This is a genomic window from Thermodesulfobacteriota bacterium, from assembly GCA_036397855.1.
Lineage (GTDB): Bacteria > Desulfobacterota_D > UBA1144 > Nemesobacterales > CSP1-2 > DASWID01.
This window is the reverse complement of the sequence record DASWID010000128.1, coordinates 69,589-84,380: the sequence shown is the minus strand read 5'-3', so window position 1 is coordinate 84,380 and position 14,792 is coordinate 69,589. Positions and strand designations below refer to the sequence as shown.

General features: G+C 41.9%; 13 protein-coding genes. 10 read left to right on the top strand and 3 right to left on the bottom strand.

The window, feature by feature from the left end:
- The 9 genes from VGA95_10480 to VGA95_10440 all read left to right on the top strand — a co-directional run.
- The coding region (locus VGA95_10480) for an NADH-quinone oxidoreductase subunit C (GenBank protein HEX9666966.1) at positions 1-411 on the top strand (411 nt) is incomplete at its 5' end.
- Between the two features lie 32 nt (positions 412-443).
- Positions 444-1,541, top strand: coding sequence for an NADH-quinone oxidoreductase subunit D (locus VGA95_10475; GenBank protein ID HEX9666965.1), 1,098 nt, complete (start codon positions 444-446; stop codon positions 1,539-1,541).
- Positions 1,538-2,506, top strand: coding sequence for an NADH-quinone oxidoreductase subunit NuoH (gene nuoH / locus VGA95_10470; GenBank protein HEX9666964.1), 969 nt, complete (start codon positions 1,538-1,540; stop codon positions 2,504-2,506). The genes VGA95_10475 and nuoH overlap by 4 nt, the downstream gene beginning before the upstream one ends.
- Positions 2,479-3,021 carry an NADH-quinone oxidoreductase subunit I gene (locus tag VGA95_10465; protein ID HEX9666963.1) on the top strand — a complete coding sequence of 181 codons (543 nt, stop codon included), beginning with the start codon at positions 2,479-2,481 and terminating at the stop codon, positions 3,019-3,021. Before nuoH ends, VGA95_10465 begins: the two co-directional genes overlap by 28 nt.
- A gap of 171 nt (positions 3,022-3,192) precedes the next feature.
- On the top strand, positions 3,193-3,717 hold the full coding sequence (locus VGA95_10460) for an NADH-quinone oxidoreductase subunit J (GenBank protein ID HEX9666962.1): 525 nt from the start codon (positions 3,193-3,195) through the stop codon (positions 3,715-3,717).
- 2 nt (positions 3,718-3,719) lie between these two features.
- The gene (nuoK, locus tag VGA95_10455) at positions 3,720-4,019 is read left to right on the top strand and encodes an NADH-quinone oxidoreductase subunit NuoK (protein ID HEX9666961.1); all 300 of its coding nucleotides are present in this window, start codon (positions 3,720-3,722) and stop codon (positions 4,017-4,019) included.
- Between the two features lie 3 nt (positions 4,020-4,022).
- The gene (gene nuoL, locus VGA95_10450; protein HEX9666960.1) at positions 4,023-5,942 is read left to right on the top strand and encodes an NADH-quinone oxidoreductase subunit L; all 1,920 of its coding nucleotides are present in this window, start codon (positions 4,023-4,025) and stop codon (positions 5,940-5,942) included.
- Positions 5,932-7,461, top strand: coding sequence for an NADH-quinone oxidoreductase subunit M (locus VGA95_10445; GenBank protein HEX9666959.1), 1,530 nt, complete (start codon positions 5,932-5,934; stop codon positions 7,459-7,461). The genes nuoL and VGA95_10445 overlap by 11 nt, the downstream gene beginning before the upstream one ends.
- Positions 7,462-7,480: 19 nt before the next feature.
- Positions 7,481-8,956, top strand: a complete 1,476-nt coding sequence (locus VGA95_10440) for an NADH-quinone oxidoreductase subunit N (GenBank protein HEX9666958.1) — start codon at positions 7,481-7,483, stop codon at positions 8,954-8,956.
- On the opposite strand, the gene VGA95_10435 is transcribed toward VGA95_10440, so the two are convergent.
- The 3 genes from VGA95_10435 to ptsP all read right to left on the bottom strand — a co-directional run bounded on the left by VGA95_10435 (position 8,929) and on the right by ptsP (position 13,717).
- Positions 8,929-10,218 (bottom strand): citrate synthase, encoded by a 1,290-nt coding sequence (locus VGA95_10435; GenBank protein ID HEX9666957.1) that lies wholly within the window; start codon positions 10,216-10,218, stop codon positions 8,929-8,931. The two genes, VGA95_10440 and VGA95_10435, sit on opposite strands and share 28 nt — an antisense overlap.
- A gap of 189 nt (positions 10,219-10,407) precedes the next feature.
- Positions 10,408-11,307 carry a site-2 protease family protein gene (locus tag VGA95_10430; GenBank protein HEX9666956.1) on the bottom strand — a complete coding sequence of 300 codons (900 nt, stop codon included), beginning with the start codon at positions 11,305-11,307 and terminating at the stop codon, positions 10,408-10,410.
- Positions 11,308-11,422: 115 nt separating this feature from the next.
- The gene (gene ptsP, locus VGA95_10425; protein ID HEX9666955.1) at positions 11,423-13,717 is read right to left on the bottom strand and encodes a phosphoenolpyruvate--protein phosphotransferase; all 2,295 of its coding nucleotides are present in this window, start codon (positions 13,715-13,717) and stop codon (positions 11,423-11,425) included.
- 321 nt (positions 13,718-14,038) lie between these two features.
- On the opposite strand from ptsP, the gene VGA95_10420 reads away from it, so the two are divergent.
- Complete coding sequence (locus VGA95_10420) at positions 14,039-14,752, top strand: FAD-binding oxidoreductase (GenBank protein HEX9666954.1); 714 nt, start codon at positions 14,039-14,041, stop codon at positions 14,750-14,752.
- Positions 14,753-14,792 lie beyond the last annotated feature (40 nt).

Sequence of the window (14,792 nt, the reverse complement as noted above, 5' to 3'; positions counted from 1 at the left end):
GTCTCACCTGACGAAGTACTTCAAAAAGCAGAAAACCTGAAAAACGATGGTTTCGAATTTTTATCGTTCATAACCGCCGTGGACTATCAGGATAAACTTGACGTGATATACCAAGTACACTCCATTAACACTGGCGAGGATAGAATTTTTAAGGTCAGAGTTGATCCCTCGAACCCTGTGTTACCATCTATAACTCCAATATACAAGGGTGCAAACTGGCATGAACGAGAGGTATATGATCTCTTTGGTGTTAATTTTACAGGTCACCCCGATCTCAGAAGAATTCTTCTCCCTGACTATTGGGAGGGACACCCATTGAAAAAGGACTATGCCATGGATACCTCAAGGCTGCCGTACCGTCCGCTAAGAAAGGAGTATGAAGCTTGGAAGGAAATGTTGAAGAAAGGATAATAGAGCGCGAATTCGGTGAACTGGCCCTTAACATGGGCCCTCAACACCCTGCGACCCATGGTGTCTTCAGGTTGAAACTACACCTGAGGGGAGAAACCGTTTTAAATGTCGTGCCGGATATAGGGTACCTGCATCGTGGAGTGGAAAAGCTCTCGGAGACACTCGATTATGACATGCTACCCCCTATCTACGAAAGGGATGACTATCTTTGCCCCACCGCAAATTCTCTTGCCTTTGTACTCGCTGTTGAAAAGCTCGCAACCGTAGTGGTTCCAAGGCGCGCTAGCTATCTCAGGGTCATCACGGCTGAGCTACAGAGGATAGCCTCACACCTCGTCGCAATAGGTACTTTCGGGCTCGATTTAGGAGGGTCAATGGGTGGGGGGACGACGCTATTTCTATACTGCTTCAGGGATAGGGAGAAGGTTCTTGACCTGATGGAATCCCTAACAGGCACGAGGTTTCATACAAACATGAACCAAATCGGGGGGGTGAGGTACGATGTATATCCAGATTTTGCTAAGGAGGTTATGGGCCTAAAACAATATCTGGAGAAACTGGTAGACGACTATAGATCTATGCTTGAGACCAACCCCATCTTCCTCGAGCGTACCAGGGGTATTGGTATAGTTACGCAAGAGCTGGCAAAAGAAGTAGGAGCCAGTGGTCCTGTGATCAGGGCCACGGGGATACCTTATGATATCAGAAGGAACAAGCCATATTCAGCATACGACGAATTTGAATTCAATATTCCCGTTGGAACCATGGGCGATGTCTTCGACAGGTATCTCGTAAGAATACTTGAAATCTCCGAATCATTGTCAATCGTTTCTCAAGCCTTAGAAGGCCTTCCTGAAGGACCAATAAATTCCAGAAAACCCCTTAAGAGCGCCCTCCTCTTGAAGCCACCAAAGGGGGCAGAGGCATATGCTGCCGTTGAATCACCTCGTGGCGAGCTCGGGGTTTTCGTCGTATCCGACGGGACTTCGAAGCCTTACAGGTTAAAACTGCGCTCACCATCTTTCTCGAATCTCGCGCTTATTTCGGAGATTCTACCTGGGAACCTCGTGGCGGACGCAGTGGCTATTCTTGGCTCCCTAGATCCCGTATTCGGAGACGTAGACAGATGATTTTCATAAAGGGATTTCTGGAGAGTGCAATACTATTGGGTGCTGTAATAGGTATTGTAGCATATCTAACCTGGCTTGAGAGAAAGTTTGCCGGGCGCATTCAGTCTCGCATCGGCCCTTATCTGGTTGGCCGACCCCACGGCTGGCTTCAGCCAATTGCAGATGGTTTAAAACTGATTGCAAAAGAAGACATCGTGCCTGCAAAGGCAGACGGGCTACTATTTAACTTTGCACCCGCATGGATCCTAGTCGTTAGCCTTCTGGGTTTCGCTTTTCTTCCAATCACAGCAAATTGGGTCCTAGTAAATATGGATCTCGGACTTCTTTACTTTACAGCTATCGGCTCGCTGATCGTCATTGGTGTATTTTCCTCTGGTTGGGCTTCCAATAATAAATATGCATTACTTTCCTCTCTGAGATCAGCGGCACAAATTGTAGCCTACGAGATACCGTTACTGTTTTCGCTACTGGTGCCTGCGATACTCGCCGGGTCGCTTGATTTTATGGATATAATACAGGCCCAAAAAAGTTACTGGTTCATTACCTTTCCGGTTATCGGACAGATGTCCTTCCTTATCTTGCTCCTCGCAGCACTTGCGGAGAGCAACCGCATGCCATTTGATCTGTCGGAGGCAGAGTCTGAACTCGTCGCAGGTTTCAGCATAGAGTATTCGGGCATGAAGTTCGCATACTTTTATTTGGGTGAATATGTTCATCTTCTGGCCGTGTCGCTGCTCGTGAGCATACTCTTTTTCGGGGGCCCTCTAGGCCCTATTCTTCCCGGTTGGCTATGGATGACAATTAAGACCATGGCTGTTTTTCTGGGTATCTTATGGATAAGGTGGAGTTTTTTAAGGGTTAGAATAGACCAGCTGATGATGTTTAACTGGAAGATTCTAACGCCTTTAAGCTTTATAATACTTCTTTTGGCAGGTCTATGGGTAAGCCTAAAGGCAGGAATGTAAACGATATGTCGAAGAAGGTAAGCAAGATCAGATTAGTTGAGGCCATAATGTTCTCATTGTGGATAACTCTCAAAAACATCTTTAAAAGGCCTGTTACCGTACAGTATCCAATCGAGAAGAGGCCCATTCCCGAAAGATGGAGAGCAGGAACATTCGCCTTAACTACTGATAGGGAAACCGGAGAAGAAAATTGTATTGGGTGTAAGCTTTGTGAGAGAATTTGCCCATCGGACATTATCATAGTTGAATTAGAAAAGCATAGTGGTCGAGGATGGGCAAAGAGCTTTATTTTAGACCTCCAAGCCTGTATCCAATGTGAATTGTGCGTTCAGGTTTGTCCTACAGACGCGATAGTAATGCTTCGCGGAATGGCAACCCCCGTTGTCCTAAGAGAAGATTTTATACTTGATAAAAAGAGACTTATGGAAAATGAAAAGTTATTTGAAGCGGCGTGGGCGACCGGGATAAAATTGCAAAAATTACACGAGCCCAAGAAAGCCGAGGTCAAATTGTGAAGTAAGAAAGGGTACTCTACAGGATGCATGATACATGATGCAGGATGCAGGATGGAGATAGAAATCCGGATCGTGGATCATGAATCGTGCATCTTATTATTCGTATTTTGAAGGTTAAGATATAATCCGACATTAGAGTTAACGTAAGATGAGGAGGATGGATTCGACAAAATGTCTGGGCAAAGCATAATCTTTTTTATACTCGCTCTGGGCCTATTATTTTCTTCCGTAGCGTCTGTGTCCTCAAGGCGTATTCTGAGGAGTGCTATCTTTTTGGCTGTGGCATTAATATTCACAGCCTTACTTTACCTTTTGCTAGGTGCGGAACTCCTAGCTGGGATACAGATACTTCTATACGTGGGTGGAATAATTACGTTGATAATCTTCGCGCTTCTTATATCTGAAAAATTGGGTAACGACCAATCAGAACCAACGCATCGTAATATTATTCCTGCAGCAATTGCTTCTGCTGTCCTGCTTTTTATTCTTCTTTTTTTCACATACAAATCGCATAGGATTAGTACCTTATCAACGTCAAGTCCCTTGGGTGAATTCGGTGCTTCAGGAAAGCTTTCAGAATTAATTTTTAAAGATTGGGTTCTTCCGCTGGAAGTGCTATCACTACTCTTACTTGCAGCAATCATCGGGGCGTTGGTTATTGCGCGTCGAGAACAAAAACAGGAGCGTCAGCAATAACCATGACGCTCTATCACATATTGTTTCTGTCATATCTTGTTTTTTCTATCGGTCTCTTTGGAGTACTGAGTAGAAGGCATGTTGTTGGAATACTCATTGGCATTGAACTGATGTTCAATGCCGCAAACCTTGCCATTGTCGGCATCGCATGGACTATGGGGTTATTAACAGGTCAAATAATAGCACTTTTTGGAATAGCTATAACCGCAGCAGAAATAGCTGTGGGACTAGCACTTTTCTTGCTCGCCGAGCGCCTTAGTAAAACTGTTTATGCCGACGAAATTGACTTGATGAAAGGATAAAAAATGCTTTCTCAGCCACAAATCCTGTTAATTTTAGTTCTTCTCCCGCCATTCATTTCCTTTGCGCTTAATGCATTAATCCCTCCCTTGAGGAGGAATAGAAATGTATCTTCCGGTCTGAGTATTATTGCAGTACTTATCTCTACGCTATCCTCTGTAGTCTTGCTTAAGATTAATCCAAGGGCTGAGTTTATATTCGAATGGATTCCATTAAATATCTTTTCAAAAATTGAATTCGGCTTCTTTACCGATCCTGTTGTATTAATAATGTTCTTTATTGTTTCCCTCGTTTCTCTGGTCGTACAGGTATATTCACTTGGCTACATGAGTGAAGAATCTCCCCCAAGCCTGGGCAGGTACTATACCTTCCATTCCCTTTTCACATTCTCGATGCTCGGGTTCGTGGCTTCTTTAAACCTCTTACAAATTTATATCTTCTGGGAACTGGTCGGGCTTTGCTCCTACCTTCTCATAGGCTTCTGGTACACTAGGCCAGAAGCCTCAAGGGCAGCTGTAAAGGCCTTCTGGGTCACCAGGTTCGGGGATGTTGGGTTTGCTATTGGCATGGTATTGCTATGGGGAGCTACGGGCACCTTCTTCCTCCCAGAACTCTTTGTAAAAGCCCCAGATATTTCAAAGCAATTAATTACGGTATGCATGTTTCTAATTCTTTTGGGGGCCATCGGGAAAAGCGCTCAGTTCCCGCTTCATGTATGGCTTCCAGATGCGATGGAGGGACCAACCCCTGTGTCTGCTCTTATACACGCCGCGACAATGGTTGTGGCCGGTATTTATCTAGTGCTGCGTCTCTTTCCACTGTTTGAATTGACACCAGATGTCCTCGTTTCCGTACTATGGATAGGAACAATAACCTCCCTACTGGGTGCGAGTCTTGCTCTTGTTCAAAATGATATTAAACGAATTTTAGCATATTCAACGGTTTCGCAGATTGGCTATATGTTTGCTTCCCTTGGCACAGGTGGAAAGGGTATAGCATTCTTTCATCTTTTTACACACGCCTTTTTCAAGGCCCTGCTTTTCCTTGCTGCAGGATGCATAATCCACGCAGTCCATGCGAATAACATATGGGAGATGGGCAAGTTGAGTAAAAGGATGCCACATATAGCCATTCTATTTCTCATAGGCTCATTGTCTTTGTCTGGAGTATTCCCCTTCGCAGGCCATTTTTCAAAAGATGAGATTCTTATGTGGATGCATATAAAGGGCTTTGATATACACTTTTTTATCCTTCTTATAACAGCCTTTCTTACTGCGTTTTATATGTTTCGTGCCTTTTTTGTTGTTTTCTTTGGAAATAGAGAATCCTCACAAGAGAGTTTGAGCAAAACACCATGGATAATGAGCCTCCCTATGTGGATTCTTGCTATTCTAACAATGTTCGCCGGTTTTGGAGCGTCCACATTCTTTAATTTTTTGGGTTACAGACTCGAGGAACACCATACCCTGCTGGAATATCTCCCCCTCATAGTCTCAATCTCAGGAATTGTTTTAGCATGGTCCTTTTATCAGGTGGGTTATTTTAGCCCCGCCCGTGTCTACAGCATACTATCACCGTTTGCATTGGCGTTGGAAAGAAAATTTTGGATAGACGACACCTACGTGTGGATCTATCGAAACATTTTGGATGGTCTATCGAGCTTATGCGGATGGTTCGACAGGTATATTGTAGATGGTTTTGTAAACCTTATAGCATATTCCGCCAAATTGACCTCACAAAGATTAAGAACTATACAAACAGGCCGTACTCAAGATTATCTTTATGGGATTATAATAGCGATCATATTGTTTTTCATCTTGTCGCTATTGACACCATACATTGGGAGAACCCTAACCGAAAAAGAGAGTTATAAAGAAATTCAAGGCCCGACCATCATAAGAGGATGGGGGGAATATGACAACTGAATCCATTCCGATATTGTCAATTATAGTACTCTCCCCGCTAATCGGGGCCATCATTCTTATCTTTCTGCCCGATAGGTTTCAACTTGGTGTAAGGCTGACAACACTGTTCTTTTGTTCCATTTCCCTTTTGGCATGCCTCTATACCTTCGGGACCTACAATGAATCTACAGGCGGCTTTCAATTCATCGAGCAGTTACCGATAGTGCCAAGCATTGGTTTTTCTTATTATCTGGCCGTAGACGGGATCAGTCTGTCTCTGGTCCTTTTAACTTCTATAATTCTTATCACCGGATTTTTCGCTTCCTGGAACATACCCATGAGGAGAAAAGAATTTTATATATTGTTGCTCCTTCTAGCCACCGGGGTTTTTGGTGTATTTGTATCATTTGACCTGCTCTTATTTTTTCTCTTCTATGAACTAGCGGTACTTCCCATGTATTTGTTGATAGGGATTTGGGGGACCTCTGCCAAGGTTATTCCGAAAGGTATTTTTGCAAATGCAATAAAGATGACTGGGCTAGGGAGCAAGGAATACGGCGCGATGAAGCTTACCCTTTATCTACTCTTAGGCTCCGCATTTATCCTCGTTGGATTTTTTGGACTCTATATTTTCTCAGGGCTCCAAACATTCAACTACACCATACTGGCGGATTTCGGTTTCAGTAAGACAGCACAAAATTGGGTACTGATCCTTTTCTATATCGGATTTGGAACGCTTGCAGGGGTATGGCCCATTCATACCTGGTCCCCGGATGGACATGCGGCCGCACCAACAGCTGTATCGATGATGCATGCAGGTGTGCTCATGAAACTAGGTGCTTACGGGATAATCCGCATAGGAATGGGCTTACTCCCTGACGCTGCGGAAACGTTTTCTCCATTGATTGGGACGATAGCAGTGATAAACATTGTCTACGGCGCCTTTGGAGCAATGTGGCAAAGAGACCTCAAATATGTCGTGGCATACTCATCCGTATCCCACATGGGCATAGTATTACTTGGTGCGGCAACCCTGAATGAAATGGGTCTCAATGGATCCATCTTTCAAATGTTCTCGCATGGAATAATGACAGGACTTTTGTTTGCTCTCGTCGGGCTAATCTATGAAAAAGCTCATAGTAGAGAAATCTTAAAGATGGGGGGTTTTGCAACGGCCATGCCTGGAATTGCCACTTTCTTTTTGATTGGTGCATTAACCTCATTGGGGTTGCCTGGTCTGAGTGGCTTCGTTGCCGAAATACTCGTATTCTTAGGAGCCTGGAAGTCTATATACTCGTGGTGGCTCGTTCCGGCCGTGCTGGGTGCTTTCATCACTGCGGTGTATGTGTTGAGGGTTTCGAAGTGGATATTTTTCGGACCGGCAAGGGAAATTGGATCACTTAAAGATGCAGTTGGTTTTGAGTGGATTGCTCCGACTGTTCTTTCGGGGGTTCTGATATTACTCGGGATATATCCTAAACTGCTTCTAGATCCGATAAACAAGAGCATTATACAGTTTCTAGATATTTTTGCGAAGTAAAAATATAAGGATGGCGTAAATGTTTAAACCATTGCTTTTGGAATCTATTCTAACTTTTGGAATCCTATTGATCTTTTTTTTGGACCTATTCTTACCAAGGGACAGGAAATTGATTTTAGGTGTCTCAACACTCATCTTATCATTAATCGCATTCGTGCTTAGCCTTTCACTAGATCTCCAAGGGACAATCTTATCACAAACCTTTATCAACGATTCATTTGCTATATCCCTAAAACAGATCTTTCTTATCTCAACCATAATAGCGGTCCTGGGTTCAATTGACCATGTTTCAAAATCCCAAATGGGAAGGGAGGGTGAATATTTTCTGCTCCTGTTATTTTCCCTTGTTGGCATGATGATAGTCGTTTCTTCAAGGGAACTGCTTTTGTTATTTGTAGGATTCGAGCTAATGAGTATCCCACTATATGTACTCGCTGGTTTTTCAAAAGAAAACCCAAGGAGCGCAGAGGGAGCAATAAAGATATTTTTATTTGGAACAGTATCATCTGCGCTGTTACTTTTGGGAATTGGTATTTTCTATGCACTCGCCGGAACCACATCTTGGTCTACTCCGGGTTCGTCAATGGTCATTGCGGATTCGATGGGATCACTTGCCCTGATACTTTTATTTTCTGGTTTTGGATTTAAAATAGCCGCATTCCCCTTCCAGTTCTGGGTTCCTGATACATATGAGGGTTCCCCAACCCCTTTTGTCGCATTTCTTTCAGTTGCACCAAAGATCGCAGGATTTGGAATACTATTTCGTTTCTTATTCGAAGCTCTGGATCCCCTTTCCCACAGCTGGACCATGTATGCATTCTGGATTGCTGCATTCACCATGATAATAGGGAATATGCTCGCGTTGCCTCAAAAAAATATAAAACGGCTGCTAGCATACTCAGGAATCGCACATATCGGCTATATACTCTTGGGATTAGCCACCGGGACATTGCTTGGTCTGGAAATGAGTGTTTTCTATTTTGTATCGTACCTATTTGCAAATATGGGTGCTTTCCTCGTGGTTGAAGTTGTAAATCGATCCGATGGAAATGACGAAATTGACTCCTTTAAAAACCTTTCTCGTCGTTCACCCTTTTTATCTCTCGCAATGATAATATTTTTACTTTCACTTGGAGGAATTCCTTTCGTTGTAGGTTTTTGGGCGAAGCTCTACATATTCTTAGCTGCAGCCAGGGCGGGCTACTTAACCCTCGTATTCCTGGGTGCACTCATGACTGTTATAGCGCTTTTCTACTATCTAAACATCGCTAGAAAGATGTACATAGATGAAGGTGACACAAAAATGAATTCACCCATACCAATACCGATTAATCTGTTATTAAGCATTGGCATCTGCGTGGTTTTTGTAGTGTTACTTGGTTTCTTTCCTCAAGGGGTCGTTCTGTTCTCAAAAAAAGCTGTCTCTTCTTTCGCCAGTTCAGGCAATATAGTCGACCACACCCTCCGTCAGGTCCTTTCCTCTATTGGGATGTAATCCCTTCTGGCGCGGCCGAGATATATCTGCCGAGGTCTTGCAATCTTTCTATCTTCATCCTGGAGCATCTCCTTCCATTGAGCCAACCAACCGGATGTACGTGCTATTGCGAATAGAACTGTAAACATGCTTGTTGGAAGTCCCATGCTCTGATATATCAATCCAGAATAGAAATCCACATTAGGATAGAGCTTTCGTTTCACAAAGTATTCGTCTTCAAGGGCTATTCTTTCCAACTCCAATGCGATGTCAAGCAATGGATTCTTACCAGTAACTTCAAAGACCTCATGGGCTATCTGTTTGATTATTCTTGCTCTCGGATCATAAGACTTGTAAATCCGATGTCCAAACCCCATTAATCTGAACTCACCTTCCTTAGCCCTTTTTATGTATTGTGGAATTTTATCTTTAGATCCTATCTCTTGCAGCATATTGAGAACTTCCTCATTCGCACCACCATGTAGTGGCCCATAGAGTGCAGCGATCGCAGCCGCAGTAGAGGAATAAGGATCTGGAAGCGAGCTCCCTACACCTCGCATGGCACTTGTACTACAGTTTTGTTCATGATCTGCATGAAGAATAAACAATATATCTATGGCTCTTTCTATTACGGGATTCGGCTTATATTTTGTTTCAGTCATCTTAAACATCATATTCAAGAAATTGCCCGTATAACTGAGGTCGTTGTCTGGATACACGTATGGTTGGCCTACTGTGTGTCGATAGCAGAATGCAGCAATCGTCGGCATCTTTGCAATTAATCTGTGAAGCTGGATCTCCCTCAATTTAGGATCGAATATTTCTTTTGCCTCAGGATAAAAGGTTGAAAGTCCGCCAACCGTTCCCAAGAGCATGCCCATAGGATGCGCGTCGTAGCGGAAACCATCCATGAATTTCTTTATATTTTCATGTATGAACGTGTGATGTGTTATGTTATAGACCCACTCTTCGTATTCTGACGTCGAAGGAAGCTCCCCGTGAAGAAGCAAATATGCGACCTCCAAATAATTGCTTTTTTCCGCCAGTTGCTCAATCGGATACCCACGATATGATAGAATTCCTCTATCTCCATCTATGAAAGTTATCGTGCTCTTACAAGAGGCGGTATTACTAAAAGCCGGATCGTAACTCATCATGCCAAAGTCCCCCTCTGAAACCTTAATTTGGCGAAGATCGATTGCCCTAATAGTATCCTGTTCTATGGGAATCTCGTAAGTTTGACCCGTCCTATTATCGGTGATAGTTAGAGTTTCTTTAGACACTTGTCTTCCTCCTTCTGACGTGCGATTTATTAACTGAAATCACATATCCACTGACTCAACACCCATGTCGTCATGAAAATTGATACGAATGCCAGCTGACTAATGAAGTAAAGAAAATACCTAAAATTATTGAATTTTCAATCCTTTCAAAAAAACTTTAAGTCATTCAATTCATCAAGCAACTAGCCACTAAATCCTTATAGGCATAGGAGTAAAACAGCCAATGAATATAAACAAAGCAATCAGGCTGAAAAACTTTCTCTTTCCATCAAGCTGAATGTCGTCATACATTGTCGGAGGATGCTTTGTGCCCATGAACGTCAAAAGAACCGCCCACATTAACCATCCCGCCCATCCCTCGAAGTCAAATATATCTTTGTAGTTATACAGAGTTGTAGCATTTAAATCAGACTGAAAATATTGAATTATCGGCTTTGTGCCTATACCGAACAAAAGAAGGACTAGGATAATAATGATCGAGGTTCTCTGGTGCCACTTTTTCGAGAAAATAGAGTACATAATATGTCCACCGTCAAGCTGTCCGGCAGGTATTAAATTAAGCGCAGTTACAAATAGACCGATCCAACCCGCAAAGGCCACCGGATGAAGAAGAAGATCATAACCCTCCGGAATTTTACCGATTATACTGTCTGAAATTAAAGAAAATATCAGAGGAGAACCAAGCGTAAGTCCATGGTCTAACGATTTGCTGGTTGTCTCAACCACTGTTGATAGCTTTATGCCGACAATAATAATGGGAATAGCCGCGATTATTCCAGCCAGCGGTCCGGCTATTCCTATATCAAACAATGCTCTTTTTGTAGATATAGGAGATTTGATCTTTATGAAAGCACCAAATGTACCGATGGGAGATATAAAGGGCGGAGCAGGGATAAAATAAGGCGGGGTGATATTGACTCCATATTTCCTTCCATACAAAAAGTGCCCCATCTCATGTGTACCAAGAATGAAAATAAGGGCTGCAGAAAACGATATCCCGCTAGATATACTTCCACCCTGAAAAAATCCGGAAATGAAAGTCGTAACAAGGGTTACAAAAAACAATATTACATGTACTTTCTTGATCATGATTTTATTTTAAGAAGTGATGAGAGTTTGAAAATTTACTGGTCGTAAATATAACTAAATCGTTTCAAATTTTAAAGATACATACTGTATAAAATGAAATTTTAATTAAAGAATACTAAAACTCCAACAAGGCTGGATCGATCGATTCAACTATATCACTCAAGTAACCCTTAATCTCACTTAATTTCCTCTCGCCTAGTATCTTAGATCGCACATCCACTAAAAGACCTTTATTTATTCCTTTAGATAAAAATCTTATGACCGGTGCACGAGAAGGAGAAACGCTGAGATTACTATAACCGAGCGAAACCAATGCCAGTGCACCGGTAGGCGTTCCTGCCATCTCTCCGCAGATTGAGGTCTCCTTTCCCATGGACGCCAAGTTCTGAAAAATATCGTCGAGCATCCTCAGAACTGAAGGATGAAATTCAGAATACAAGTGGCCAACTACATTCGAGTTTCTGTCTACGGCCAAAAGGTATTGGATTAAATCGTTAGTGCCAACAGACACAAAATCAATCAAGTCTTTGTAATCATTAAATTGATAAAGCATGCCGGGTACTTCCATCATCACCCCCAGCTTAGGTAATTCCGAACTAATTATTCCAACTTCACTGCCTATCTCTTCAATCAGACTCCTTGCTGTTTCGACCTCCCATATGTTAGATATCATGGGAAGAAGAATTTTGATGACGTGACCTTTTTTTGCAGTTAATAAAATCGCTCTGATCTGTTCGCGAAAATGTTCAAGGTATTCCATTGAGAATCTTATCGCTCTAAGACCAAGCAGCGGGTTTTCTTCTTTTGGAAAATCAAAATATGATACGGTCTTATCAGCACCGATATCAAGTGTTCTGATCGTTATGTAACCCTCAAAATGTTTTGCTATATTTTCATAGATACCTATCTGCTCCTCCACCATTGGCCATTTTTTAAACTGGGCAAATGTAAATTCTGTTCTATAAAGACCAACATCTCGCATTTTGTGCTGCTTGGCTATTTCTACATCAATCGGAAACGCTATATTCGCAGAAAGTTTTATGGGGAAATGATCACTATCACTGCTTGCCCCCTCCCTTTCAATTAATTGTTTTAAGCTGATGAGCTTTCGATAATTGTTCTCATATTCAGTTATGAGACTATCGTCAGGGTTTGAGAAGATAAATCCCGTTTTTCCGTCCACAATGAGCCTGTCGCCCGGTTTTAGCAGGTTACAGATATTGTCAATCCCCACGACGGCGGGAATCCCAAAAGACTTTGCAATAATAACAGCATGGGAAGTCTCCCCTCCCTTTTCAGTGATTATTGCCGAAACCTTATCTTTACCTAGCATTGCCAGGAATGAGGGACCGAGATCATGTGCAACGATTATAGAACCATCACTGATTCCATGTGATAAATGTTCTTCTCCCTTTGACTTCATAAGATCATGTAGAATCTTTTCTCCGATGTCACGAAAGTCTTGAGCTCGTTCCTTTAGGTATCTATCGTCAAGCTTTTCAAAGTGCTCTGCTATCGATTCTATTCCTTCTACAACAGCTTGCTCGGCTGTGATCTGTTTCCCCTCGAGCTTTTCTAAGATAGTGTTTCTAAATTTAGAATCCTTCAGTATCAATAACTGAGCCTTGAATATATCTATCTCACTATCAGATAATATGCTTTTTGCTTTAAGATCGTTTATGAGGGTCTTCAAATCATTCTCTACATTTAAAAACGCTTTTAGCAGACGTGATCTTTCTTCTCGTACGGAAGAAGAGGGTAGCTTATCGGTTTGTAAATGTTGAAAAAGGCCTCTAAAAATGTACGCTTTCCCATAAGCGAATCCACCGGAAACACCCTTCCCCTGATAAGTGATCGTTTCATGTTTAATCATGGAAGGTGGTTTAATCCTTTCGAGTCTATCGGCAACTTCTAGGAGTCCCGCAAGCCTTGAAGCGATGATCTGAAATAGTGTCTCTTCCGCTGGATTTATTAGCCTCTTCTCTTTTGTCTGACCCACTAAAACACCCAAACACTTGTTTTGAAGAATGATCGGAACACCTATGAAACTTTCAAATTCTTCCTCGCCAATTTCTTCAAAATATTTATAACGAGGGTGTCCAGAGGCCGGCATGGCAATCAATGTTCTTCGTGTTTCGTAGACCAGTCCTGTAAGGCCCTCTTCGGGCTTTAAACTTACGGGATTCCCAGGATCTATATTCAAACCTCTGGTAGATCGTAATAATAGTTCTCTGTTGTTATCATCCCAAATGTAAACCGAGACAACATCGAAGTGAAGCGAATCGCTAATCTTATTGACGACACCATTTAGTATGGTGTTCAGTCCAACCGCTTGATTTACGAGATCGCTGATTTCATGAACAATTTTAAGATGGTAATCTGCCCTCTCGATTGCTATGTTTTCTTTCATAAGACTGTGACCCAAAATAAGACCCGATGACAAGTAATCTGCGATTCTACAAAAATATTATACCGAAAAGATTTATTTAATGTATCACATCCAAAACCACTGGGAGTGCACACAATAATAATTAACTAAAGTGCTAAAAGATGGAGATAACAAAAATCTGATACTCAAGAGAAAGTTGTAAAAAGCATTGACATATTTTAATAGGTGTTATAATTAACAAACCTCTTTTATCTATTGATTAATACACCGTTGTAAGATTCACTAAATAAATTTAACTCGTACAAGAACGGTGATCAATTATATATCAGCAGGGAGTATAGTATGTTCATCAATAAATTAACAGCAATAGTAATTGAGAAAACGATCATTACAGATGTTCTCATGGTGATTAAGATTAAACCGAATTCTTCGTTTGTTTATAGACCAGGCCAATATTGTACGGTTGGTGTTAACGGAACCGAAAGACCATATTCTATAGTTTCAGCACCATATGAAGAATACCTAGAGTTATTTGTTGAGTTAGTACCAGACGGCACTCTGACCCCAAATTTATGGAACGTCAACTCTGGGGACATGATTAACATCCGACCAAGGGCAAAGGGAATATTTACCCTTGAAAACAATTATGACAACCATTTCATGCTAGCAACAGTTACTGGAGTAGCTCCCATACTAAGTATGATAAGAGATTCATTACACCATGGCTTGAATTCACATAGATTTTATATAATTCATGGAGCAAGTTTCGAAAAAGAACTTGCATACAGGAGTGAACTGGAGAACCTATCAAGGATACACGATAATATCTTTTATATACCTACACTTAGCAGACCCCATGATCCCGAAAATAATCGTTGGCAGGGTGAGACAGGCAGGGTTAATACCATTTTTTATAAATACATAGATAAATTTTCTCTCGATCATGAGAATACGGTAATATACGCCTGCGGGCACCCCGGAATGATAGAGGATGTTAAGGCACAGGCAAGGGAGATAGGATTCAGGTTCAAAGAGGAGAAATACTGGAGGGATTAATTACTGATTATTAACATCTTGAGGAATTCACTAATAAGTT

What these genes read in the sequence shown, in the direction of transcription:
- ptsP (HEX9666955.1), bottom strand. Translation starts at nt 13,717, where the DNA reads ATGAAAGAAAACATAGCAATCGAGAGGGCAGATTACCATCTTAAAATT.
- VGA95_10465 (HEX9666963.1), top strand. Translation starts at nt 2,479, where the DNA reads ATGGGTAAGCCTAAAGGCAGGAATGTAAACGATATGTCGAAGAAGGTA.
- VGA95_10460 (HEX9666962.1), top strand. Translation starts at nt 3,193, where the DNA reads ATGTCTGGGCAAAGCATAATCTTTTTTATACTCGCTCTGGGCCTATTA.
- VGA95_10445 (HEX9666959.1), top strand. Translation starts at nt 5,932, where the DNA reads ATGACAACTGAATCCATTCCGATATTGTCAATTATAGTACTCTCCCCG.
- nuoH (HEX9666964.1), top strand. Translation starts at nt 1,538, where the DNA reads ATGATTTTCATAAAGGGATTTCTGGAGAGTGCAATACTATTGGGTGCT.
- VGA95_10420 (HEX9666954.1), top strand. Translation starts at nt 14,039, where the DNA reads ATGTTCATCAATAAATTAACAGCAATAGTAATTGAGAAAACGATCATT.
- VGA95_10430 (HEX9666956.1), bottom strand. Translation starts at nt 11,307, where the DNA reads ATGATCAAGAAAGTACATGTAATATTGTTTTTTGTAACCCTTGTTACG.
- nuoK (HEX9666961.1), top strand. Translation starts at nt 3,720, where the DNA reads ATGACGCTCTATCACATATTGTTTCTGTCATATCTTGTTTTTTCTATC.
- VGA95_10440 (HEX9666958.1), top strand. Translation starts at nt 7,481, where the DNA reads ATGTTTAAACCATTGCTTTTGGAATCTATTCTAACTTTTGGAATCCTA.
- VGA95_10475 (HEX9666965.1), top strand. Translation starts at nt 444, where the DNA reads ATGGGCCCTCAACACCCTGCGACCCATGGTGTCTTCAGGTTGAAACTA.
- nuoL (HEX9666960.1), top strand. Translation starts at nt 4,023, where the DNA reads ATGCTTTCTCAGCCACAAATCCTGTTAATTTTAGTTCTTCTCCCGCCA.